Source organism: Nonomuraea sp. NPDC052634, assembly GCF_040678535.1.
GTDB lineage: Bacteria > Actinomycetota > Actinomycetes > Streptosporangiales > Streptosporangiaceae > Nonomuraea > Nonomuraea fastidiosa.
This window is the reverse complement of sequence record NZ_JBFATY010000001.1, coordinates 1,158,939-1,182,563: the sequence shown is the minus strand read 5'-3', so window position 1 is coordinate 1,182,563 and position 23,625 is coordinate 1,158,939. Positions and strand designations below refer to the sequence as shown.

At 71.4% G+C, this 23,625-nt stretch carries 20 protein-coding genes; 7 read left to right on the top strand and 13 right to left on the bottom strand.

The window, feature by feature from the left end; genetic code table 11:
* Nucleotides 1-2 precede the first annotated feature (2 nt).
* The 4 genes from AB0K67_RS05540 to AB0K67_RS05525 all read right to left on the bottom strand — a co-directional run bounded on the left by AB0K67_RS05540 (nt 3) and on the right by AB0K67_RS05525 (nt 4,332).
* Nucleotides 3-776 carry an ABC transporter ATP-binding protein gene (locus tag AB0K67_RS05540; protein WP_364053336.1) on the bottom strand — a complete coding sequence of 258 codons (774 nt, stop codon included), beginning with the start codon at nt 774-776 and terminating at the stop codon, nt 3-5.
* Nucleotides 773-1,651: an ABC transporter permease gene (locus tag AB0K67_RS05535; RefSeq protein WP_364053333.1), complete on the bottom strand. Its 879-nt coding sequence runs from the start codon at nt 1,649-1,651 to the stop codon at nt 773-775. The genes AB0K67_RS05540 and AB0K67_RS05535 overlap by 4 nt, the downstream gene beginning before the upstream one ends.
* Nucleotides 1,648-2,673 carry an ABC transporter permease gene (locus AB0K67_RS05530; protein WP_364053330.1) on the bottom strand — a complete coding sequence of 342 codons (1,026 nt, stop codon included), beginning with the start codon at nt 2,671-2,673 and terminating at the stop codon, nt 1,648-1,650. The genes AB0K67_RS05535 and AB0K67_RS05530 overlap by 4 nt, the downstream gene beginning before the upstream one ends.
* A gap of 75 nt (nt 2,674-2,748) precedes the next feature.
* Entirely contained in the window at nt 2,749-4,332 is a 1,584-nt protein-coding gene (locus AB0K67_RS05525) for an ABC transporter substrate-binding protein (RefSeq protein ID WP_364053327.1), read from the bottom strand.
* An 89-nt stretch (nt 4,333-4,421) separates the two neighbouring features.
* Here AB0K67_RS05525 and AB0K67_RS05520 point away from each other — a divergent pair, with 89 nt between their 5' ends.
* Entirely contained in the window at nt 4,422-5,081 is a 660-nt protein-coding gene (locus AB0K67_RS05520; protein ID WP_364053324.1) for an Lrp/AsnC family transcriptional regulator, read from the top strand.
* A 359-nt stretch (nt 5,082-5,440) separates the two neighbouring features.
* Here the strand turns inward: AB0K67_RS05520 and AB0K67_RS05515 are convergent, their stop codons facing one another.
* Nucleotides 5,441-5,785: a hypothetical protein gene (locus AB0K67_RS05515; RefSeq protein ID WP_364053321.1), complete on the bottom strand. Its 345-nt coding sequence runs from the start codon at nt 5,783-5,785 to the stop codon at nt 5,441-5,443.
* 651 nt (nt 5,786-6,436) lie between these two features.
* Between AB0K67_RS05515 and AB0K67_RS05510 the strand changes: the two genes are divergently transcribed.
* Both AB0K67_RS05510 and AB0K67_RS05505 read left to right on the top strand, forming a co-directional pair.
* Nucleotides 6,437-7,219, top strand: coding sequence for a hypothetical protein (locus AB0K67_RS05510; RefSeq protein WP_364053318.1), 783 nt, complete (start codon nt 6,437-6,439; stop codon nt 7,217-7,219).
* A gap of 575 nt (nt 7,220-7,794) precedes the next feature.
* Nucleotides 7,795-8,478 (top strand): hypothetical protein, encoded by a 684-nt coding sequence (locus AB0K67_RS05505; RefSeq protein ID WP_364053315.1) that lies wholly within the window; start codon nt 7,795-7,797, stop codon nt 8,476-8,478.
* A gap of 129 nt (nt 8,479-8,607) precedes the next feature.
* Here AB0K67_RS05505 and AB0K67_RS05500 read toward each other — a convergent pair whose 3' ends face one another.
* The 5 genes from AB0K67_RS05500 to AB0K67_RS05480 form a co-directional block, all read right to left on the bottom strand.
* The gene (locus AB0K67_RS05500) at nt 8,608-10,320 is read right to left on the bottom strand and encodes a CotH kinase family protein (RefSeq protein ID WP_364053312.1); all 1,713 of its coding nucleotides are present in this window, start codon (nt 10,318-10,320) and stop codon (nt 8,608-8,610) included.
* 10 nt (nt 10,321-10,330) lie between these two features.
* Nucleotides 10,331-11,008 carry a DUF4956 domain-containing protein gene (locus AB0K67_RS05495; RefSeq protein ID WP_364053309.1) on the bottom strand — a complete coding sequence of 226 codons (678 nt, stop codon included), beginning with the start codon at nt 11,006-11,008 and terminating at the stop codon, nt 10,331-10,333.
* Between the two features lie 5 nt (nt 11,009-11,013).
* On the bottom strand, nt 11,014-11,919 hold the full coding sequence (locus tag AB0K67_RS05490) for a polyphosphate polymerase domain-containing protein (RefSeq protein WP_364053306.1): 906 nt from the start codon (nt 11,917-11,919) through the stop codon (nt 11,014-11,016).
* Nucleotides 11,920-11,984: 65 nt separating this feature from the next.
* Complete coding sequence (locus AB0K67_RS05485; protein ID WP_364053303.1) at nt 11,985-13,466, bottom strand: HAMP domain-containing sensor histidine kinase; 1,482 nt, start codon at nt 13,464-13,466, stop codon at nt 11,985-11,987.
* Nucleotides 13,466-14,179 carry a response regulator transcription factor gene (locus AB0K67_RS05480; protein ID WP_364053300.1) on the bottom strand — a complete coding sequence of 238 codons (714 nt, stop codon included), beginning with the start codon at nt 14,177-14,179 and terminating at the stop codon, nt 13,466-13,468. Before AB0K67_RS05480 ends, AB0K67_RS05485 begins: the two co-directional genes overlap by 1 nt.
* Nucleotides 14,180-14,261: 82 nt before the next feature.
* Between AB0K67_RS05480 and AB0K67_RS05475 the strand changes: the two genes are divergently transcribed.
* The gene (locus tag AB0K67_RS05475) at nt 14,262-15,050 is read left to right on the top strand and encodes an aminoglycoside phosphotransferase family protein (RefSeq protein WP_364053297.1); all 789 of its coding nucleotides are present in this window, start codon (nt 14,262-14,264) and stop codon (nt 15,048-15,050) included.
* Here the strand turns inward: AB0K67_RS05475 and AB0K67_RS05470 are convergent.
* From AB0K67_RS05470 to AB0K67_RS05460, 3 genes are read right to left on the bottom strand one after another with little or no spacing between them, the layout of a single operon-like run.
* The gene (locus AB0K67_RS05470; RefSeq protein WP_364053294.1) at nt 15,028-15,927 is read right to left on the bottom strand and encodes a carbohydrate ABC transporter permease; all 900 of its coding nucleotides are present in this window, start codon (nt 15,925-15,927) and stop codon (nt 15,028-15,030) included. The genes AB0K67_RS05475 and AB0K67_RS05470 overlap by 23 nt on opposite strands.
* A gap of 3 nt (nt 15,928-15,930) precedes the next feature.
* Nucleotides 15,931-16,830, bottom strand: coding sequence for a sugar ABC transporter permease (locus AB0K67_RS05465; RefSeq protein WP_364053291.1), 900 nt, complete (start codon nt 16,828-16,830; stop codon nt 15,931-15,933).
* Nucleotides 16,831-16,838: 8 nt separating this feature from the next.
* The gene (locus tag AB0K67_RS05460; protein WP_364053288.1) at nt 16,839-18,158 is read right to left on the bottom strand and encodes an extracellular solute-binding protein; all 1,320 of its coding nucleotides are present in this window, start codon (nt 18,156-18,158) and stop codon (nt 16,839-16,841) included.
* Nucleotides 18,159-18,572: 414 nt separating this feature from the next.
* Here AB0K67_RS05460 and AB0K67_RS05455 point away from each other — a divergent pair, with 414 nt between their 5' ends.
* The 3 genes from AB0K67_RS05455 (at nt 18,573) to AB0K67_RS05445 (ending at nt 23,524) form a co-directional block, all read left to right on the top strand.
* A complete protein-coding gene (locus tag AB0K67_RS05455; RefSeq protein ID WP_364053285.1) occupies nt 18,573-21,020 on the top strand; it encodes a glycoside hydrolase family 3 N-terminal domain-containing protein in 2,448 nt (815 codons plus the stop codon).
* Nucleotides 21,004-22,023, top strand: a complete 1,020-nt coding sequence (locus AB0K67_RS05450) for a LacI family DNA-binding transcriptional regulator (RefSeq protein ID WP_364053282.1) — start codon at nt 21,004-21,006, stop codon at nt 22,021-22,023. The genes AB0K67_RS05455 and AB0K67_RS05450 overlap by 17 nt, the downstream gene beginning before the upstream one ends.
* Before the next feature lie 436 nt (nt 22,024-22,459).
* Nucleotides 22,460-23,524, top strand: a complete 1,065-nt coding sequence (locus AB0K67_RS05445) for an NAD(P)-binding domain-containing protein (RefSeq protein ID WP_364053279.1) — start codon at nt 22,460-22,462, stop codon at nt 23,522-23,524.
* Nucleotides 23,525-23,625: the final 101 nt, after the last annotated feature.

Sequence of the window (23,625 nt, the reverse complement as noted above, 5' to 3'; positions counted from 1 at the left end):
GCTCAGCGCACCTCCGTGTCGGGCAGCGAGTCCAGCAGCGCGCGCGTGTAGGCGTGCTCGGGCTCGCGCAGCACCCGCCCGCGCGGGCCCGACTCCACCACCAGGCCGTCCTTCATCACGCTCACCTCGTCGGCCACCGCCGACATGACGCCCAGGTCGTGCGTCACCAGCAGCACGGCCAGCCCCAGCTCGTCGCACAGACCGCGCAGCAGCCGCAGCACGCCCGCCTGCACGGTCACGTCCAGCGCCGTGGTCGGCTCGTCCGCGATCAGCACCTTGGGGGAGCAGGCCAGCGCGATGGCGATCGCGATGCGCTGCCGCATCCCGCCGGAGAACTGGTGCGGAAAGCGCCCGTACGCCTCGGCGGGCCCGGGGATGCGGACCTTGCCGAGCAGCTCGATCGCCCGCTCCCGCGCCTCCGCCTTGCCCAGCCGCAGGTGGTGGCGCATGTGCTCGGTGAGCTGGGTGCCGATGGTCAGCATCGGGTGCAGGCTGGTCGCCGGGTCCTGGAACACCATGGCGACCTCGCCGCCGCGCACCCGGTTCAGCTCCTTGGGCGGCAGCCGCAGCAGGTCGCGCTCGCCGAGCGTGATGGAGCCCGACGCCTTCGCGCCGTGCGGCAGCAGGCCGAGCACGGCCAGCCCGGTCATCGTCTTGCCCGAGCCGCTCTCCCCGGCCAGCCCGTGCACCTTGCCGGCCTCCAGCCGCAGGTCCACGCCGCGCAGGATGTCCTTGCCGCCGATCGTCACCTTCAGGCCGGCGATGTCCAGCGTCACAGGGCACGCTCCTTGATCGCGCGGGCCGTACGGGGGTCGAGCGCGTCGCGCAGCGTGTCGCCGAGGAAGTTGAACGCCAGCACCACGGTCAGGATCGCAAGACCCGGGAACGTCGCCACCCACCAGCTGTCGAACACCTCCACGCCCGACGCCACCATCGCGCCCCACTCCGGCGACGGCGGCTTGGCGCCCAGGCCGAGGAACGACAGGCCCGACAGCAGCAGCAACGCCGTGCCGATGTCGAGGGTGGCGAGCACCAGCACGGGGCCGGTCACGTTCGGCAGCACGTCCACGCGCAGCGACCGCCACACCGAAAAGCCCAGCAGCCGCCCGCTCAGCACGAACTCCCGCTCCCGCACGCCCAGCACCAGGCCGCGCGTCACCCGCGCGTACGCCGGCCAGGCCACGACCAGCACGGCCAGCACCGCGTTCGTCAGGCTCGCGCCCAGCGCCGCCGCCACCACCATGGCCAGGATCACCGTGGGGAACGCGAACACCAGGTCCGCCACCCGCATGATCGTCTCGTCCACCCAGCGGCCGAAGTAGCCGGCGCACGCGCCCAGCAGCCCGCCGATCAGCACCGACAGCGCCACCAGCAGCAGCGTCAGCGGGATCGACACGCGCGCGCCGTACATGACGCGGCTGAGGATGTCGCGGCCGAGCTGGTCGGTGCCGAACCAGTGGCCGGGCCCGGGCGCGGCCAGCCGCGGCAGGTCCTGCGCCAGCGGATCGTGCGGCGCCAGCACCGGCGCCACGAGCGCGATCACCAGCCAGGCCACCGCCAGCACGGCGCCGGTCACGGCCAGCGGCTGCCGCCACGCCTGGGGCAGCCGCCGCAGCAGTCCCCCTCGGGCCAGGGGGTCACGGCGTCTCATTGCAGCCTCACTCGGGGATCGATGACGCCGTACAGGACGTCCACGATCAGGTTGATCACCAGGTAGACCACGCCCACGACCAGGCCGACGCCCATCACGGCGGGCAGGTCGAGGGTGGTGGCGCTCTTGTACGCGTACTGGCCGATGCCGGGCCAGGCGAAGATGGCCTCCACCAGCACCGTGCCGGACAGCAGGCTGCCGAACGCCAGGCCCGCCACCGTGATCACGGGCACGAGCGCCGAGCGCAGCACGTAACGGAACAGGATCGTCCGCCCCGGCAGGCCCTTCGCCCTGGCCGCGCGCACGTAGTCCTGGCCCAGCACCTCCAGCACCGCCGAGCGGGTGAAGCGGGTCAGCAGGCCGATCGTGTAGAGCGCGAGCACCAGCGCCGGCGTGATCAGGTGGCCGACGGCGGAGGTGAAGATGTCCCAGCGTCCGGCCAGCAGCGCGTCCACGGTCGCAAGGCCGGTCACCGGCGGGGCCGCGCCGAGCGCCGCGTCCACCCGGCCGCTGCCCGGGGTGAGCTGCAGCCGGTAGAAGAAGACGTAGAACGCCACCAGCGCCAGCCAGAACGTCGGCACCGAGATGCCGATCAGGCTCAGCACCCGCAGCGTGTGGTCCGGCAGCCGGTCCCTGCGCAGCGCCGCGATCACCCCGAACGCCACGCCCAGCACCAGCGAGACCAGGATCGCCGCGCCCGCCAGCTCGAGCGTCGCCGGGACGTACTCGGCGAGGTCCTGGCTGACCGGGCGGTGGCTCTGCTGGCTGGTGCCCAGGTCGCCCTGCACCAGGCCCTGCAGGTGGAGCAGGTACTGCTGCCACAGCGGCTTGTCCAGGCCGTGATCGGCCCGCCACTGCGCCACGATGGCGGGGTCGCCGAGCGCCCGCTGGCCGAGGTTCGCCGCCACGGGGTCGCCCGGCACGAGGTTCGTCAGCACGAACGTCACCAGCGTGATGCCCCACGCCATGAGCACGGCGAGCAGCACGCGCCGCACGAGGAACCGCGCCAGCGGATGCCGCACGCGCCCTTTCTCCTTGGAGCCGGCGGCGCTTCGGCCCGCCGCCGGCTCCGGGGTCTCCGACACCTGCGACGTCCCCTACTTCACGCCGAGGTCGGCGATGTCCACCGTCCACACCGGGTGGTACTCGATGCCGGTCACCGACGCGGCGGCCACGATGTTCTGGCTCGGCTGGATCAGCGGGACGAACGGGCCGGCCTCGTTCAGCTTCGTCTGCACGTCCACGTACGCGGCCTTGCGGGCGTCGTCACCGATCGCCGCGGCGGCCTTCTCACCGAGGGACTCCAGCTCCTTGGCCGCGCCCTCCTTCCAGCCGGCCCGCAGCCCCACGGTCTTGCCGGGCAGGAACGCCAGGTAGTCGCTCGGGTCGGGGTAGTCGGGGCCCCAGTACCACAGCCCCATCTCCTCCTTGCCGTTGCGGTAGTTGTCCAGCGCCGTCGTCACCGGGGCCGGCTGCAGGTCCACCGTGATGCCGACCTCCTTGAGGTTGGCCTGGATGCGCTCGGCAAGCGGCTGGAACGACAGGCCGTTCACGGTCAGCTCGCTCGGGTACTCCAGCTTCACGGCCGGGTTCGACAGGCCGCTCTCGGCCAGCGCCGCCTTGGCGCCCTCGACGTCCCGCTTCGCGGCCTGGCCGGCCGGCAGCGCGCCCAGGAGCTGCGACGGGATGACGCCCGGCGCCTGCGCCGAGCCCTCACCGGCCAGCTCCAGCAGGCCCGCGTAGTCCACGCCCTTGCGCACGGCCTCGACGAACTTCGGGTTCGTGGTGGTCTTGCTGATCGCCGGGTCCTGGTTGGCGAGCAGGAACAGCACGTTCGCCGACGGCGTCTTCTTCACCTGCAGCGTCGGCGGCATGCCGGTGACCTGGTCGCCCGACAGGTTGAGCGCGATCTGGCTGTCGCCGCGCTGCACGTTCAGCTTCTGCGTGGCGGCCTCGACGTTGCGGATGACCACCCGGTCGTAGGCGGGCTTGGCGCCGTAGTACTTGGGGTTCGCCTTCAGCGTCACCTGGCTGCTGACGTTGAAGGACTCGATCTGGTACGGGCCCGAGCCGGCCGAGGAGTTGTTCAGGTACTGCTCGGCCTTGTCCTGCGGGTCCGTGGTCGCGCCGTGCTCCTTGGCGACCTTGCTGTTGATGATGCCGAGCGCCGGGTTCGGCAGGATGTACGGCAGCGCCGGGTTCGGTGACTTCGACGTCAGCGTGATCGTCGAGTCGTCCTCCTTGGCCACCTCGACACCGTCCAGCAGGAACGACGGCGTACCCTTCATGTCACGCACCCGCGTGAGCGAGAACACCACGTCGTCGGCGGTCACCGCAGACCCGTCGGCGAACGTGGCGCCCTGCTTCAGCTTGAGCGTCAGCGTCTTGCCGTCTTTCGACAGCTCGTACGACTCGGCCAGCGCCGGCACCGGCTTGGTCACATCGGCACCGTCGAACGTCAGCAGCGTCTCGTAGACCGCCTTGCCCACGATGAGCCCCGTCGGCTCGTACGTGCGGCCGGGGTCCGCGGTCTTCAGGTCGAAGGAGGTGTCGATGACGAGGGTCTTGCCCCCGGCGGCCCCCGAGGCCCCGGAGGTGGGAGTGGTGCCGCCGCTTCCGCAGGCGGCCAGGGCGAGTGCACCGGCGAGCAGCACAGCCGCCGTCTGCGAGCGGGTCGCCATGTAAGTCCTCCAAGATTGGACGTTCGGCAGAAGGATGTCGAGGATTGTGCGGCAGAACGTCCAGGCTCTGTGCGGTCGGCGAGACGTCTATGAACAGCGGTGAGGTACTAATGAGTGAAATTTCCAGAAATGGGGTCGCCGGTGGCGGTCAGCCTGGACGGATCGGAATCGGTCTCGAACTGGACGAGATCCACATGAAGATCCTCGAAGTGCTCCGCGAGAACGGCCGCATCTCCGTCTCCGCCCTCGCCGAACGCGTCGGCATCTCCCGCGCCAACGCCTACACGCGCTTCGAGGCGCTGCGCGCCGACGGCGCCATCAAGCGCTTCACCGCCGAGATCGACCACGTCAGAGCCGGGCTCGGCATCACCGCGCTGATCTTCGTCACCGTACGCCAGCAGATGTGGAAGCAGTTCAGGGCCGAGCTGGCACGGATGCCCGAGGTCGAGTACTGCGCGATCACCACCGGCCAGCACGACGCCATGATCCAGGTGCGCGTCGCCGACGTGGCCGCCGTGCACTCCATGGTGACCGACCGGCTCGCCAACATCCCCGCCGTCAAGGCCACCGAGACGGTGTTCATCCTGGACGAGGTGCTCAAGCGGCCGTACGTGCTGCCCAGCGACCGCGACCACGCCGCCCGCGCCCAGCGGCGGCCCGCTCCGGAGGCGCAAGGGGACGTGCCGCTGGGCAAGATGCGCTTCGTCGGCGCCGCCGAAGGCCGCGCCGCCCTCCGCAAGGACACCTGACCCTCGCATGGACGCCTGGGGCGGCCCCACGCCGGCCGCCCCACGTCGAACCTGCCCGCTCGCTCCGGCCCGCTCGCTCCGGCCCGCTCGCTCCGGCCCGCACGCTCCGGCCCGCACCTCCTTACGCGGTCCTGCCGCGTCACGGAGCGGACCGCTGCCGGCCCTGCCGAGGTGGCCACCGGCCTCTTCGGGACCGTTGCCGGCACCGCTGAAGTGTCCACCGGCCTCTTCAGGGCCGGGCCGGCCACCTCGGCTCCGACGATGCCGCCACAAACCCAAGTACCGCCGGGGTGAGTGCCTGAGCCTCCCGGATCAGGTTCCGGTAGGCCAGAAACATCACATGGCCTGAAGCCAGGGCGTCAGGGCACCTCGACGCACACGCTGACATGGGGCGTGTCGTCGCCCTCGAAGCTGAACTCCTCCACCAGCCGCAGCCGCCCGTCATCGCCGGTCTCGATGCGGCTGGTGCTCTTTCCCGCCGCCTTGCCCCCGGCCACCAGGGCGTGCACGTAGGAGATCGTCACCTGGTCGCCGTCGCGCGTCCCGACGAAGCGGCCCTGGGTCACGGTGTCGCCGGTGTAGCTGCCCCACACCAGCCCGTCGTCCTCCCAGTACTCGAACCGCGTGGGACCATCGGGGTTGACCTTGCTGGCCGTCGAGCTGACCATGACGAATTTACGACCGTTGAGCTTCACACGGTCCATGGTCCCGAGATTTCCGAAATTTCATCATCCGGCTGGACATCTAGTGAGCGATCCAGTCACCACCCGAACAATCCGTCCAGCCCGCCCCCGACCAACCTCCACCCTGCCACACTCCCAGTCCACCACCCGCCGCATCTTCGAACCCGCCACCCCACGGCACTTTCAAGCCCGCCGCTCCGCCACACCCTCCAGCGCGCCCTTCCATGGCGCTTTTCGAGCCCGCCCATCCACGGCACCTTCCGTCCGCCGCTTCGCCGCGCACTCCTGTCCACCACTCCACTGCGCTCTCCGTCGTCACCTCTCCCACGGGCTCCGTACCTCCGCTGAGGCCGGTGCCGGCCGCGCGCCACCTCGGCCGACCGCACGCCCCTTGTGTCCCCTTCGCAGGCCACTTCGCTCTCGCACCGCGAACGGCCCGGACGCTCCCACCTCCACCCCACCCCCGAGATGATCACTTAGCCGGATTTTCCGTACGATTGCGGCTCAGGGTCTGGCCCAGGGATCACCCCGGGGCACGTCCCCGGGGCCTTTACTGTGGGCCCTTCCTGGCGGCTCGCCGGGGGTATGGGCTTGCCCTGGACTTTACCTTTGCGCGCCTGACGCCATCATTGCACTGTGTGATAGTAATGTGACACTGCGTATCCGAAAGAGGTGCGGGAGATCTTCATGGTGGCGTACACGCTATCGATCTTGGCGGCAGTGGGCGCTGTGGCGCTCACGGCGCTGGTGTTCAGGCGGGTCAAGAGAGCCGGCGAGGACCGCGATCCCGGCGGCCCTTCGGCCTCGCACGCCGGGGCGATGCTGTCGGCGATGTTCCTGCTCGTGTTCGCCATCGCGATCATCGTGCCCTGGACGACCGCCGACGCCGCCAGGCTCAACACCCACGCCGAGAGCCAGGCCGCCGTCGACGCCTACTGGGCCGCCGCCGAGCTGCCCGGCAGCGCGTCGGAGGAGGTGCGCCGGTCGCTGCGGGAGTACGTCGCCTTCGTGGTCAGGGACGAGTGGCCGCTCATGGCGGAAGGCAGGATGCATCCGGTCGGCGGCGAGCGCTTGGACAACCTGCGCGCCCGGGTCACCGCACTCGAAACCCGCGACGACGAAGAGACCGACGCCAAGGCCAACGTGCTCGAACACCTCAGCGCACTCTCCACCGCCCGCGCCCAGCGCACCGCCGACGCCGCCGCCCGGCCGCCGGACGGCCTGCTCTTCCTCACGATCCTCACCGGTGTCCTGGTGATCATCTTCCCGTTCCTCGCCGGGGCCAGGCCGCGGGGGCTCGCGATCCTGCCCCTGGTGGCGACCGCCGCGCTGATCGGCTTCGGCACCTACTTGACGTGGGACATCTCCCGTGCCTTCGACGGGCCTTTGGCGGTCGGGCCTGATGCGTTCAGGAGCGCGCTCGATGAGTTCGCCCGGATCGCCGGAGGTATGTGACCGTGGGAGCCAGGCGCGCGCCGCTCCTGCTGGCCACTGCCCTGATCACCGCCACCGTGACCGGCCCGGCCACCGCCGGACTCCACACCTCTCGGACGCAGAATGCCGCCACCACTTCTCGGACGCAGGATGCCGTTGCGGCATCTCGCGCCTCACAGGGCGCTGCGGCGGCTCACGCCCCGCAAGGTGCCGTGGCGGCTCACGCCCCGCAAGGTGCCGCGGTGGCTCACGCCTCGCAGGAGGCTGTGGCGGCTCGCGCCTCAGGGGCGGCGGCTCGCGGGTCGCAGGGGGGCGTGGTGGGTCGCGGGTCGCAGGCTGCCGGGGTAGCCCCTCGATCGCGGGGCGGGTGGGCGGTCTCCCAGGTGCAGGGCGCAGGGACGGTTGCCGACACCCAGGGTGCGCGGCCGGCTGCGCAGCCGCAAGGCGCGGGGACGCTGCCTCAGGCACAAGGCCCCCGCGCGGTTCCTCGGGCGAAGGGCTCGGTCGCAGCCGGCAGCGGGGCGTCGTGGGAACGCGGTTCGCGGCGTGCGCGGGACGCGGATGACGCGGTGCGAGCGGCAGAAGGTGCGGCGCGAGTGGCGGATGGCACGGCGCGGGGCGCGGACGACGCGGCGCGGGTGCGGGCAGCCGGGGTCGCGCAGGTGCCGGTGCGGGGGAGAGCGGCCGCAGCGGTGCAGGTGCCGCTGCGAGCGGGGGCGGCACAGCCTGTGCGGGTGTCGCGTCCCGTTCCGGATCCTGGACGGGTGCGGCTGCCCCGTCCCACCTCCACCCAGCCGGTGATGAAGCCCCGTCCGGTGCCGAAGACGTCCGTACGCCCACCGGCGCCGCCCAAGCGGGTCACCGTCGGGCCGAAGGTCCGGGTGCCCCGCGTGTGGGTGCAGAGCTCGCCCCGTCCCAGGGTGTCGATCTCGATGCCGCGCGCGAAGCGGAACGCCGCCCCGCAGGTCACGGTGCCTCAGGTGACGGTCTATCCGGACGGGCTGTGCGCGGGCGACGTCCACCTCGGGGAGTGCCCGCGCGGCAGGCCGGGGCCGGTGCCGAGGGCCGTGCCGGCTCCTCCTGCACCGGTCCGGGTGCCTGCGCCCGCCCCGACCCGAACGCCCACTCCCACTCCGTCCCCGACCCCGTCGGCCCGGTCGCACGCCCTGCAGATCAAGCCTGCGGAGCGGCGCCCCAACCCGCTGGGCACCGTGCTGCTCACGGTCGCCCTGGTGACCGCGATCACCTCGACCACCGCCGTCGCCTTCAGAGCCCGCTGAGCCTGCTCACTCGACGCGCCCGTCGGCGGGTGCGGGCATCGAAGAGCCGAGCGGTGATCGCACCGGGCAGCCGCAGCTCGTGCGGTGGGCACGCAGGGCGGGAGTGCCCGCCGCACGTCACACACCGGGTCAGGAGATCAGCGACTTCAGGGCCTCCGTGCGGGTGGTGAGGGTCTTGCGGAGGGCGGTCGCCTCCTGGGCCGCCTTCGCGGTGTCGGCCCCGGCGTTGCGGTTGTAGGCCGCCAGCGCCTCGTCGAGGAGCTTCGTGGCGGTGCCGCCCGCCAGCAGCTCGCGGTACAGAGCGGCGTACTCGCGCAGGTAGAGCCGCTGGAAACCGGCGTCCTTGAGGAAGCGGTCCTTCAACGTGTGCCCGGGACGCATACCGACGCCTCGGCGCTCAGGGGGCACCTGAGCCTCCCGGCCCTGCTGCTCCTGCTGGTCGGGCGCACCGGCGCGGGCGCGACGGCCGCCGAACCGCATGCCGACCGTGTCGTTCGGCCCGGCCGTGGCGTCGCCGCTGAACGCGAAGTTGAGGTCCCAGCTGATCACCTGGAACTTGGAGGTGCGCAGGTCGTACCAGAGGTAGTAGTTGCGCCCAGGCCCCGCCATGTCGTCGAAGTTCAGCATCAGGTTCTGCAGAGCGGCGTAACGGGCGAACGACTCCACGTCCATCCGCTCGGCCAATCCCTTGGAGAACTCCTCGTCCGAGGCCTCGTCCACCCACTTGATGAAGTCGATGACCGGCTGGAGGTCGCGCTGGCCCTTGAGGTTGATCTGCTTGAAGTCGTCGACGTACGCGGTCTGGTCCTCGCCCTGGTAGGTGAACTGGCTGGAGGCCAGCGACTTGTACAGGACGCCCTCGCCGAGGCGCTCGGCGTACCCCTCGTCCAGGTACTCGACCAGCAGGCGCGGCTTCGATGCGCGGCCGTTGACGGAGAACGAGGCGTACGCCGAGCGCTGGGTGGGCTCGCCCGCCGCCCCCACCATGGCGATGGCCAGCGCCTCGTTGAGCAGGGCCGACGACTGCTGCATGGCCGGGCGTACGGCGATCTGGCTGTGGCCCTGGTAGCGGCGGCCCGCCACGAACTCGTCGAAGCTGATCAGCCACGGCAGGTTCTCCGGCTCCTCGGCCTTCAGCTCAGGGGGCCGCCCGTTGCCGGGAGGCGCGTCGTTGCGGCGGCCCCGCCCGTTCTCCTGTGCCTCCCCGTTCGCCGGGGGTTGCGCGTTGTGCTGCTCCTGGCCGTTCTGCTGCGTCTGCCCATCGGCCGGTGGCTGCTCATCGGCGGGCGGCTGTCCGTCGGCGGGTGGCTGGCCGTTGGCCGGGGGCTGTCCGTCGGCGGGCGGCTGCCCATCGGCCGGGGGCTGCCCGTTGGCCGGGGGCTGCCCATCGGCCGGGGGCCGGCCGTTCCGCTGTTGCCGGCCGCCGGGCCCGGTGCGCGGGCGGGTCCGCCCCTTCCAGGTCAGCCCCTGCAGCGTCGAGTTGCCCTTGAGCCGGATCCCCACGCTCGGGATCCTGGTGCCGTCGATGGTCAGGTCCGCCTCGACGTACTTCTTCTCGCCGTCCTTGAAGTACTCGGTCAGCATGTCCTGGTAGCCCTCGTCGCGGAAGGTGAGCGTCACCTCGTGCGGCACGGAGGTGTCGAACAGCTCGCGGGTGCCGGTGAGGTCCTGGACGACGTCGCCGGTCCGTACGGTGCCGGAGGTGGTGACGTACGGCCGGATGGTCCCGCTGCCGAACACCCCCCAGCACGCCGCCAGGAACGCCGTGCACAGCGCGACGAGCTTCCAGTTGTGCCGGAGCTTGACGGGGATGCGGTGCTTGAGCCGATGCGGCTGTGCCATGACGGGGCCCTCACAGGTCGGTCTGGTCGTACCCGGTCAGGACGGTGACGTTCTGGCCGTGGTTGCGCTCGCGCAGCGCGGCGATGACGTCCGCGGGCTCGCTGCCCTTCTTGATCTTGACCGTGTACATGAGCTCGAGCAGCGCGCCGCCCCTGATCGACTCCATGCTGACCAGCTCGAACTCGTCGGTGTGGCGGATGAGCACGTCCTGGATGACGTGCGTGTAGTCGTCGTCGGACGGCACCTGCACCTTGACGACCTGCCGGCGCACGTTGAGCTGGAACCAGTTGAACCGGTGCATGATCATGATGATCAGCGAGATCGCCACGGCGGCGACCACGGCCAGCAGGTAGAACCGGGTGCCGACGGCCATGCCGACGCCCATCACCAGGAAGATGAAGCCGACGTCCCGCGTCTCCTTGATCGCGTTGCGGAACCGCACCACCGACAGCGCGCCGACCAGGGCGAACGCGCGGGCGATGTTGGAGCCGACGACCAGCATGATGAGCGAGATCAGCATGCCGAGGATGACGAGCGTCTGCACGTACGACTGGCTGTAGGAGACGTTGCGGTGCGTCGCCCGGTACACCCAGCCGATCATGGCGCTGAGCACGAACGACAGGGCCATCGCGAGCGCGATGTCGGCGACGCTGAACGTGCCCGACAGGTCCTGGAAAGAGAAGTCCATGGGAGTCACGCCTCCTTGGCGATGGTCATGGCCGGAGCGCGGCCGGGGGCGGGGCAGTCGAGGTCGAGGTCGTGGCCGGGGATGTGGAAGAGCGAACGGGGCGCCAGCCCGTACGCCTCCACGCTCTGGCAGTACTTGGAGACCCGGACCACCTGGAGGTTCCGCTTGGCCGTCAGGTCGGTGAGCCAGTACGGCACCCGCTCGTTGGCCTTGACCTCCATGATCACTTTGCCGGGCGGGATGATGAACCGGTTCTCCGCGTCGGCGCCCAGGTGGAAGTCCCGGTCGCGCCCGCGCACCCGGTGGTCGAACGTCACCCGCAGGCCCACGTCGGCGCCGCGGCCCACGTACGCGTGCCGCTGGTAGCCGGTCATCGCGGTGGCCCGCAGGTCGAGACGGCAGACCAGGTCGAGCACCTCTTCGAGGAAGGCCCGCTCGGACGGCTCGTGCGCGACCATCGCGCGCCCGTCGCACAGCGCGATCGCGTCACGGTACGGCAGCCGCACCCGGCGCTTCTGGGTGACCCGGTTGACCCGCTGCTTGATCTCCACGAAGACCGGGGTGCCGCCGGTGACCTGGAACCGGTCGCCGTAGTGGCGGATGCGCAGCTTCCTGCGGAACTTGAGGCCCTCGATCTTCTCCCAGTAGAAGCGCAGATGCCGGGTGTCGTAGTAGACGCTCCAGATGCCGTACCCGTTGTCACCGCTGTGCCGGTCGCGGTCGAGCAGCTTCTCGATCTCGGCCCGCAGTTCGCCGGCCGTGGCGGCGTCCACGAGGTACTTGATCTCGTATCGGTTGAACGCGTGCAGCTTGCTGGGGGCGCGCAGCGCGTGTCCCGCCTCGTCGTGGGGAGGGCCGGGACTGGCGGGCTGACCTGCGGAGACGGTAGGTCTGCGGAATCTTCCCAGCATGTCTCTCCTTCCGTGTCAGCCCATATGGGACCGCAACAAGCTGGGAATAATGTGTGAACGCCGCCTTACCGCTGCGGGACGGCCGGGAGCAGCACGCGGAAGGCCGTGCCACGGCCGGGGCGGCTGCGCGCCTCGATGCGGCCGCCGTGCGCCCCCACCAGGGCGGCCGCGATCGCGAGCCCCAGCCCGGTGCCGCCGCCGCGACGCTTGCGCGACGGGCCGGCGCGATAGAAGCGGTCGAAGATGCGCGGCAGATGCTCGGGGTCGATCCCCGGCCCCTCGTCGCGCACCTCGATCACGGCGACCGGCTCCCGCACGTGATCGGCCCCGGCGTGCACCACGGCCGCCGCATCATCACATGCTCCGGCCTGACCGAGCACCACGTGGACGGGCGTGCCCGGCGGCGTGTGGGTGATGGCGTTGCCCACCAGGTTGGCGAGGACGCGGTGCAGCCGGTGCTCGTCGCCGAGCACGCGTACCGGACCGTCGCCCAGCACCAGCTCCACCTCGCGCCCGGGGTCGCGCGCCCGCGCCCCGTGCACCACGTCGCCCGCGATGACGGGCAGATCCACTTCGGTCATGTCGAGCGCGCGCTCCTCGTCGAGGCGGGCGAGCAGCAGCAGGTCCTCCACCAGCACGCCCATCCGCTCGGCCTCACCCTCGATGCGGCTCAGGATGCGGGCCACGGCGGGGTCGGGGTCCGGCCTGCCGTGCCGGTACAGCTCGGCGAAGCCGCGAATGGAGGTGAGCGGCGTGCGCAGCTCGTGGGAGGCGTCGGCGAGGAAGCGGCGCAGCCGCTGCTCGGAGCGCTCGCGCTGGCGCAGGGCCTCGCTGAGGCGGCCGAGCATGACGTTGAGCGCGTGGCCGAGCTGGCCCGTCTCGGTGCGCGGGTCGCTGTCGGAGACCCGCCGGTCCAGCTCGCCGGCCGCGATGGCGGCGGCCGTGCGCTCCATCCGGGTGAGCGGGCGCAGCCCGATGCGTACCACGACCAGCGCCACCGCGCCCAGCAGGACCAGCACCAGGGCGCCCGCCGCCGCCTCGATGAGCAGGAGCTGGCGCACGGTGCTCCGGTGGGACTCGAGCGAGAGCGAGACGGCGGCCCGGTTCCCGTCGTGCATGCGGACGATCATCGTGCGCCACTCGCCGTCACCCGACCTGTCGGGCACGGTGAACGGGGCGGCGGGCGGGTGTTCGAGCAGCTCGGGCGGCACGTCGGGGCCGTCGCCCGTGCCGGGCAGCCGCCGCACGACCGCGCCCGACCCGGCGAACACCGTGACCCGGAACTGGGTGGGCAGCTCCACCTCGCCGCCGCGGCGCGGGGGCGGCGGCGGAGCGCCGGGCGGCGGGCCGTTGCCGAACGAGGTGGCGAACGCGGTGAGCTGGGCGTCCACGCGGGCGAGCAGCGAGCGGTCGAGCAGCAGCACCCCCGCCGCCGCGAACACCGCCAGCGCCGCCGCCGACAGCCCGAGCAGCGCGGCGAGCAGCCGGTGCCGCAGCGGCCATGCCCGGCCGCGCCGGCGCGGAGCGTCGCCGTGAGAGGCTTCCATCAGCGTTTCCGGTCCATCAGCGCCTGGTCGCGCAGCGAGTAGCCCACCCCGCGCAGCGTGTGGATCAGCGGCGTTCCCACGGCGTCGATCTTGCGGCGCAGATAGCTGATGTACGACTCCACGATGCGGCTGTCGGCGCCGAAGCCGTGGTCCCAGACGCGGTCGAGGATCTGGGACTTGCTCACCACCCGCTCGGCGTTGATCATCAGGTAGCGCAGCAGCGCGAACTCCGTCGGCGACAGGTGGATGTGCCGTCCCGAGCGGCGCACGGCGTGGGTCTCCTCGTCCAGCTCCAGGTCGGCGTAGCGCAGCAGGCCGTCGTCGAAGGACTCCTCGCGCGACCCCGTACGGCGCAGGATGGCGCGGATGCGCAGCACCACCTCCTCCAGGCTGAACGGCTTGGCCACATAGTCGTCGCCGCCCGCCGTCAGCCCCGCGATGCGGTCCTCGACCGTGTCGCGGGCGGTCAGGAACAGCACCGGGGGACCGCCGCCGTCCGGGCGCAGCCGCTGCGCCACCGCGAAGCCGTCGAGGTCGGGCAGCATCACGTCGAGCAGGACCAGGTCGGGCCGCTGCCTGCCGACGCTCCTGAGCGCCTGTGTGCCCGACGCGGCCGTGCGGACGCGGAACCCGTTGACCTCCAGGGCGTCGAGCAGCAGCTCGCGGATGTTGGGCTCGTCGTCCACGACGAGCACCACCGGTGCTGGGTTCATGCCGCCTGTTCTACCGCGCGCCCGGGAAGACCGGGATAAAACCGCTGGTATCGCGGACTCGCCGGACGGTAGAAGGGAGGGCGTGCGGAGAAGCGAGGACGGCGAGGAGATCCTGACGGGCGGCGGCGTCAACCACGTGGTCCGCGTCGCGGGCACCGTACGCCGGCCCACCGGCCCGTGGACGCCCGCCGTGCACGCGCTGCTGCGCCACCTGGCCGGACGCGGCTTCACCGGCGCTCCCCGGGTCCACGGCGTGGACGAGCAAGGACGCGAGGTGCTCGGCTTCGTGGCGGGGGAGACCGCCGACCACCCGCTGCCGGCGTGGGCGCGTACGGACGAGGCGCTGACCGGCGCGGCCCGGCTGCTGCGCCGCTACCACGACGCCACCGCCGGTTTCACGCCGCCGCCCGGCGCCGTCTGGTACCTTCCGCCGGTCGAGCCGGCCGAGGTGATCTGCCACGGCGACGTGGCGACGTACAACACCGTGTTCAGGGACGGCGAGCCGGTCGCGTTCATCGACTTCGACACCGCGCACCCGGGACCCCGGCTGTGGGACGTGGCCTACGCCGCCTACCGGTTCGTGCCGCTCACCGATCCCGGTCACGCGGGCGGGGCGCCGGTGGCGGAACAGGCGCGCAGGCTGGGGCTGTTCGCCGGCGCGTACGGGCTCGGCGACGACGCGCTGAAGGCGCTGCCCGATATGGCGGTGACCAGGCTGGAGCGCCTGGTCGCCTTCATGCGCGAACGCGCCGCCGCGGGCGACGCGGCCTTCGCCGGCCACGTCGCCCGCGGGGACGACCGTCTCTATGAGAGGGACATGGCGCACCTGGCCAGGCACGCCGGCGAGCTCACTTGCCGAACCCGGCGGTGAGGCCGGCGAGGAGCTGGCGGCGGCCCACCACGTACAGCACCAGGATGGGCAGGGTGGTGAGCACGACCGAGGCGAGCACTGCGGGCACGTTGATGCTGTACTGGCCCTGGAACGACCAGAGCGCCAGCGGCAGCGTGCGCTTGTCGGGGCTCTGGGTGAGCACGAGCGGCAGCAGGAAGCCGTTCCAGATCTGCAGCGCGTTGTAGATCGTCACCGTCACCACGGCGGGGCGGGTGAGCGGGAACGCGAGCTTCCAGAGCATCTCGCTCTCGGTGGCGCCGTCGATCCGCATGGAGTCGAACAGCTCCTTGGGCACGTCCCTGATGAAGTTCGACAGGACGAGCACCGACAGCGGGATCGCGAACGCGATCGACGGCAGGATCAGCGCCATCAGCGAGTCGTACAGGCCGAGCTGGATGATGATCAGGTAGATCGGGATCACCACGGCCTGCAGCGGGATCGCAAGGCCCATGAGGAACATCGAGTTCGTCCAGCGCAGCAGGCGGCTCCTGCCGCCGCGGACGATCGCGTACGCCGCCATGAAGCTGACCAGCACGGCCGGCACCACGGCGCCGACGGTCGCGATGACGCTGTTGATGAAGTACTGGATGAAGTCGGCCTCGATGACCAGGCGGTAGTTCGCCAGCGTCGGCTCGGCCGGCGGGGCGAACGGGTTCTCCTGGTAGTAGTTCGACTGCGACTTGAAGCTGGTGATGACGATCCAGTAGATCGGCACGACGACGATCACCAGCCACAGGATGCTGGTCAGGCCGGCCATCCAGTTGGGTCGTTCCTGGCTGCGCGAGACCCGGCGGCGGTGAGCCGGTCCCGCCGCGAGCGTCTCGCGCCTTTGAGCCCTGGTGGGGGCGGTGGTCATGCGTCAGGCCCCTTCAAGCTGGCTGTGGCTTTGGTCTCGGCCGCCGAGCCGGCGCAGGAACAGCGACAGGGCGAGGCCGACGAGGACGAGGATGACCGCGATCACGCTGGCCGGTCCCATGAGGTTGGCCTGGAAACCGCGCTTGTACATGTCGAGCGCGAGCACCCTGGTGGCGTCGCCGGGACCGCCGGCGGTCAGCACGAAGATCAGGTCGAACAGGGTCAGCGAACCGACCACCATCAGCGTCGACGACGTGATGATCGTGTACTTGAGCTGCGGCAGCGTGATGCTGAAGAACCTGCGCACCCGGCCGGCGCCGTCGAGCTCCGCGGCCTCGTACATCGAACGCGGGATCTGGCGCACGCCGCCCTGGTAGATCAGCGCGTGGAACGGGATGTACTGCCAGGACACCACGAAGATCACCACGCCGAAGGCGAGCACCGGCTCACCGAGCCAGTCCTGCACGAGGAAGGGGATCCCCAGGCCGGCGCCGAGACCGAAGTTCGGGTCGAGCAGCGCCTTGTACGTGATGGCCAGCGCCGCCGAGCTGAGCAGCAGCGGAATGAAGAAGATCACCGACAGCACCGCCCGGTACCGCTGGTGACCGGCCAGGAAGGTGCCCATCAGGATGCTCGCGGGCGTCTGCACCGCCCACGAGATCGCCATGACGAGGAAGGTGATCCACAGCGCGTGCGGCAGGCCGGGATCCGAGAGGATCGCGGTCCAGTTGCTGAACCCGGCGACACCGATCTCCCCGAGCCCGTCCCACTGCGCGAAGCTGAGGGCGAGCACCCCCACCAGCGGAATGAGAGCGAAACCGACGAAGAACACCAAGGCCGGGATGGTCATCCACCCGAGGGAGCCGCGCCGGCCCGCCCTGGAGGCGGGCCGGGCGGTCGTCATCACAGCGCTCACTTGCCGATGACCGCATTCATGTTGGTGGCGAACTGCTGCGGCGAGATGCTCAGCTGGAACAGCTTGGCGATGTTGTCCAGCAGCACCTCGGCGGCCGTCGGGCTGAGCGCCTGGTCCCACGACTGGGCGAAGGACTTGGCGTTGACGGCGATGTTGTAGACGAAGGTCAGGAAGTCCTTGTCCTCGGAGTTGGCGAACTCCTTGTCCGCGCCCTTGATGATCGGCACGGCGCCGGTGCCCACCCACTCCTTGACGGCCGTGTCGTCGATGAGCGCGCCGGCGAAGAACTTCTTGGCGATCTCCTTCTGCTCGGGCGTCGCCTTGGAGGAGATCGAGATGTACTGGCCGGGGTTGCCCACGGTGTTGCCGGGGTCGCCCTTGCCGCCGTCGATCGGCGGGAAGTTCATGTAGCCGAGGTTGCCGCCGGAGACGAAGTCGCCGCCGTCGGCCTTCATGCTGCCGTACGTCCAGCCGCCGTGCAGCATCATCGCGGCCTTGCCGGTGTAGAGCAGCGCCTGGTCGGCGTTGGAGTCGGCGGTGATGGAGGAGAAGCCCTTGACGAAGCCGTTCATCTTGACCAGCTTCTGGATCTCTTCCAGCGCCTTGATCGCGGTCGGGTTGGACCAGGCGTCCTTCTCACCGTCGAACACGGCCTGGAAGATCTCCGGACCGCCCATGCGGTCGAAGAGGAACTCCAGCCACATCATGTTCGTCCAGCGCGACTGGCCGCCCAGCGAGAACGGCGCGATGCCCTTGGCGTTGAACTTCGGCACCAGGTCGAGGATGTCGCCCCACGTCTGCGGCGGCTGGGCGCCGATCTTGTCGAAGGCCCGCTTGTCGTAGTAGAGCACGATCGGCTGCAGGGTCTCGCACGGCATCGCGTAGATCTTGCCGTCGATCGTCGCCGCGCCGAAGGACGAGGGGAACAGCTTGTCCTTGACGGCCGGGTTCTGGTCGAACCACTCGGTCAGGTCGTCGACCTGGCCGGCCTGCACGTAGCTGCGCAGGGTGCCGCCGCCCCAGCCCCAGATGAGGGTGGGGGCCTGGCCGGCGCCGATGGCCGTCTTGATCTTGGTCTTGTAGGCGTCGTTCTGGAAGGTCGTGCCGACGATCGTCCCGTTGGGGTTGGCCTTGTTGTGGCGCTCGATCGTCCGGGTGCGCACACCCTCCTGTGGCTGCGTCGACAGGTACCAGTACGTGGCGCTGTTGGCACCGCCACCACCGGTGGTCGCGTTGCCCGTGCCGCCACCGGCGCCGGTCTGGGTGGGTCCTGTGCCGCCGCAGGCGGCGAGTGCTGCTCCTAGGGGGACACCCATGGAGACGAGGCTGAGAAAGTTGCGGCGAGAGGTGGTTGTCCTGGACTCCACGCTGATCTCCGTACTTGAGTGCCGCGGGCTGGGGGTCGCGGCTCGTTGATCAATGGATGCGATGACCGGCGGTCGTGGATTGGCACCCTAGTGCCACTCTTCCACTCCTCCTAGTGTCAGCTCATCGAAACATTTTCGACATGACCGCGGGGGTCGCCAATCTAGGTTTCGAAAATAGTGGTGTCAAGACCTTGTCGATCAGGGAAACATCTGGCTATCTGATGTGGCGCGTGTAAGGTAGCAGCGCGCGTGCTCTTAGCTGGAGGTCTGGGACGGCGAAGGCCGCGCGCGGAGATCGGCACCGCTGTCGAAACATTTTCGAAAAGTTACGTGAAGACCGCACCTTCTTAAGGAGCGCAGTACATGACGGCTCTAGATCGGACCCCGACGGCGGATCGGGCACTGCGCCCGTGGCAGGACCCGGCGCTCGCCGTGGCCGACCGAGTCGAAGCCCTCCTTGCCGAGATGACCCTGGAGGAGAAGATCGGCCAGCTCGGCAGCCGGTGGGTCGGCAACGACATGAGTCAGGCCGAGGAACCGGAACCGGGCGCCGAGCCGCTGAACGTGGCACCCATGCAAGACGTCTTCGCCGCCTCCGGCACCATCCCGCTGGAGGAGGCGGCCCGGCACGGCCTCGGCCACCTGACCCGCGTCCACGGCAGCGCACCCGTCACCCCGGAGGAGGGCGCGGCCGAGGTCGTCCGCCAGCAGCGGATCGTGATGGAAGGCTCCAGGCTCGGCATCCCCGCCATCGTGCACGAGGAGTGCCTGACCGGCTTCACCGCCTTCGGCGCCACCGTCTACCCCGCCGCCATCGCCTGGGCCGCCACGTTCGACCCCGACCTGGTCGAGCGCATGGCCGCCGCCATCGGCCGCGACATGCGGGCCGTCGGCGCGCACCAGGGCCTGTCGCCGGTGCTCGACGTCGTCCGCGACTACCGGTGGGGACGGGTCGAGGAGACCATGGGCGAAGACCCGTACCTGGTGGCGACGCTCGGCGCCGCCTACGTCCGCGGCCTGGAGAACGCCGGCGTCATCGCCACGCTCAAGCACTTCGCCGGCTACTCCGCCTCCCGCGCCGCCCGCAACCACGGCCCCGTGCCGATGGGCCGCCGCGAGCTGCTCGACATGATCCTGCCGCCCTTCGAGACCGCGATCGCGCTCGGCGGCGCCCGCTCGGTCATGCACTCCTACTCCGAGGTCGACGGCGTCCCCGCGGGCGCCGACCCGTGGCTGCTGACCGAGGTGCTGCGCGATGAGTGGGGCTTCACCGGCACCGTCGTCTCCGACTACTGGGCCGTTCCGTTCCTCGCCACCATGCACCGCATCGCCGCCGGCACCGAGGAGGCGGGCGTCCACGCGCTCACCGCCGGCGTCGACGTCGAGCTGCCCGACACGCTCGGCTTCGGCGCGCACCTCGCCGAGCGCGTGCGCAGCGGCGAAGTGCCCGAGGAGATCATCGACAGGGCCGTGCGCCGCCTGCTCACCCAGAAGGTCGAGCTCGGCCTGCTCGACCACGACTGGACGCCCGAGAAGTCCGTCGCCGGCGCCGCCGACGTCGACCTCGACTCGCCCGCCAACCGCGCCCTCGCCAGAGAGCTGGCCGAACGCTCGATCATCCTGCTCGACGCCGGCACCGCGCTGCCGCTGCTCGGCGAGGGCCGCACCGCGCCCCGCCGCGTCGCCGTCGTCGGGCCCGCCGCGCACGACCCGCGCACGTTCATGGGCTGCTACGCCTTCCCCAACCACGTGCTGCCCCGCCACCCCGGCCTCGGCCTCGGCATCGAGGCGCCCAGCGTGCTCGACGCGCTCACCGCCGAGCTGCCCGACGCCGAGGTGCGCTACGAGAAGGGCTGCGAGGTGCGCGGCGACGACCGCTCCGGCTTCGCCGCCGCCGTGGCGGCCGCCCGCGAGGCGGACGTGTGCGTGGCCGTCGTCGGCGACCTGGCCGGGCTGTTCGGGCAGGGCACGTCCGGCGAGGGCTGCGACGCCGAGGACCTGCGGCTGCCCGGGGTCCAGGCCGACCTGCTCGCCGAACTGGCCGGCACGGGCACGCCCGTGGTCGTCGTCGTGGTCTCCGGGCGCCCGTACGCGCTGGGCGAGGTCCGCGACCGCGCCGCCGGGCTCGTCCAGGCGTTCATGCCCGGCGAGGAGGGCGGCGCCGCCATCGCCGGCGTGCTGACCGGCCGCGTCCAGCCCACCGGCAAGCTGCCCGTGCAGATCCCGCGCACGCCCGGCGGCCAGCCCGCCACCTACCTGCAGCCGCCGCTCGGCACCGACAGCCACGGCATCAGCAACCTCGACCCGACCCCGCTGTTCCCCTTCGGTTACGGCGCCTCCTACACCACCTTCGAGGTGTCGGACCTGCGGCTCAGCTCCGCCGAGGTGCCCACCGACGGCGAGTTCACCGCCACCGTCACCGTGCGCAACACCGGAGCGCGGGCCGGCGCGGAGGTCGTCCAGCTCTACATCAACGACCTCGTCGCCCAGGTCACCAGACCCGTCAAACAACTCATCGGATACGCCCGCGTCCCGCTCGAACCAGGCGCCGACGCCGAGGTCACCTTCCGGATACACGCGGACCGCACCTCCTTCACCGGGCGCGACCTGCGCCGCGTCGTCGAACCCGGCGACATCGAGGTGCTCGTCGGCACCTCGGCCGCCGACCTGCCGTGCCGCGCCGTCGTACGATTGACCGGCCAGGCCCGCCACGTCGGCCACGACCGGCGCCTCGTCACACCCGTCGAGGTGAGCGCCGGCACGGCCGCGGGGCAGTCTCGGCAAGGGGGTGCAGATGCCGCCCAGCTCTAGACGGGCCACACTCGCCACGGTCGCGGCCTCCGCAGGAGTGTCCGTCGCGACCGTCTCCAAAGTGCTCAACGGCCGCAGCGACGTCTCCCCGGCCACTCGCTCCCTGGTGCAGGAGCTGCTCCAGCAGCACGACTACGTCGCCCCCGCACCGCGCCGCGAGCAGGCCGGGCTCGGCACCGTCGAGGTGCAGTTCGACACCGACCTCAACGCCTACTCCACCGAGATCATCCAAGGCGTGATCGAGGCGGGGGCCGAGGCCGGCGTCGGCGTCGTCGTCAGCATCAGGAGAGGCGAGGCCCGCACCACCGCCTGGGCGCGCAGCCTGGTCGCCGCGGGACGGCGCGCGCTCATCGCCGTCACCAGCGAACTGACCGCAGGACAGCCCGCCGCGCTCAGCAGGGCACGGCTGCCGCTCGTCCTCATCGACCCGCTCAACCTGCCGCGCACCCGCGTGACCAGCATCGGCTCGACCAACTTCGCCGGCGGGCTGGCCGCCACCCAGCACCTGCTCTCCCTCGGCCACCGGCGCATCGCCTACATCGGCGGCCCCGCCACCGCCGCGTGCAACCAGGCGCGGCTGCACGGCTACCGGGCGGCCATGGAGGCCGAAGGGGCGCCCGTGCTGCCCGGCTACGTGCGCTCCAGCCACTTCCACTACCAGGACGGCGTCGAAGGCGGAGCCGCCGTGCTCGACCTGCCGCACGCCCCGACCGCCATCTTCGCCGGCAGCGACGAGATGGCCGTCGGCATCATGGAGGCGGCGCGGGCGCGCGGGCTGCGCATCCCCGAGGATCTGAGCATCGTCGGGTTCGACGACACCCAGATCGCCAAGGTCACCTCGCCGCCGCTCACCACCGTCCGGCAACCGCTGCGCGAAATGGGGCAGGCCGCGCTGCGGACCGCGCTGCGGCTGGCGGAAGGTGAGCGGGTGGACTCGCATCATGTGGAGCTCGCGACCGAGCTGGTCGTCCGCGGCTCCACGGCCCCGGTCCGCAAGCCCTGAGGTGTGACCGCTCACCCCGGGTCCGCCCCTCGTACCGGCCCGGAGTCTGTCACGCACGCTCTTCGTTGCCGTCCACTACTCACCCCCCGACCTCTCGTCCCCGTCCGCACCCGGCCGCCCAGCCCTTCGTCCTGGCCGCCTGCCGTCCGGGCTCCTGCCGGTTCCCGGCCCGGACCGGGCGCTCCCGGCCACGGGCCGCCCTTTCTCCCGTCGGCGCTTTCCGGCGGGGGAGGGGGAGGCGGCTCAGCGGCCGTCCTTCGCTGCACCTCCGTCCTGGCGGGGCCGGACGGGAACAGGAGTCCTCCCCGCCGCAGGCCACGGCACCCCCAGGCGCGTCCCCGCCGTGGAGAGGGGATGGACGCCCTGACGGCCATGGACGCGACGGCAAAAGGAGCGGGTGGGAAGAGGGGCGGGGCCCTGGTGGTTGAGGGTGAGCGTGGAGGAGACCGAGGTCGTCGTCATCGGGGCCGGGCAGGCCGGCCTGTCCAGCGCCTACTTCCTGCGCCGGTTCGGGTTCGAGCCCGTGGTGCTGGACGCGGGCGCGGGCCCGGGCGGGGCGTGGCGGCACCGTTCGCCCTCGCTGACGATGGACAAGGTGCACGGGGTCTTCGACCTGCCGGGCTTCCCCAAGCCGCCCGGCGGTGACGGGTCGCGGCAGGCGGCCGAGGTCGTTCCCGCGTACTACGGCGCGTACGAGCGCGCCGCCGGGCTCCACGTTGTACGTCCGGTACGGGTCACGTCCGTACGCGAGGGCGAAGCGGGACGGTTACTGATCGAGACGGACGCGGGGGAGTGGTCCGCCGCCGCCCTCGTCAACGCGACCGGCACCTGGACCCGCCCCTACTGGCCGTACTACCCGGGCGCCGCCACCTTCGCCGGCCGCCAGCTGCACTACGCCGACTATCGGGGGCCGGCGGAGTTCGCGGGGCGGCGGGTGGTCGTCGTGGGCGGCGGCGCGTCGGCGGTGCACGTGCTGTCGGAGATCGCGGGGGTGGCCGCCGCGACCGCGTGGGTCACGCGGCGGCCACCCGAGTTCCGGGACGACGACTTCGGCGAGGACGCCAGGCGGGAGGCCGTCGCCATGGTGGAGGAGCGCGTACGCGCCGGGCTGCCGCCGCAGAGCGTCGTCGCCGTGACGGGCCTGACCTACAGCGCCGTCGTACGTGAGGCGCTGGCCAAGGGGGCGCTGCACCGGCGCCCGATGTTCCGCCGCATCACCGAGACCGGCGTGGAGTGGGACGACGGCACGTTCCTGGCCTGCGACACCATCATCTGGGCCACCGGATTCCGGGCGGCGCTCGACCACCTCACCCCCCTGCACCTGCGCGAGCCGGGCGGCGGCGTCCGCGTGGACGGCACCCAGGTCGTCCGCGACCCCAGGATCCAGCTCGTCGGCTACGGCCCCTCGGCCAGCACGATCGGCGCCAACCGCGCCGGACGCGTCGCCGCCCGCAACGTCCGCCGCCTCCTGACCGCCGCCTCCGCCCGCCCGGCCGCCTGAGCACGCTCGCCACATCGCGGCCTTGGGACCGCTGATTCCACGCGCCTCGCCGTCCGAGCGCGCTTGTGGCCGCCGCTCCCGGCCGACCAGCCCCCGCCGAC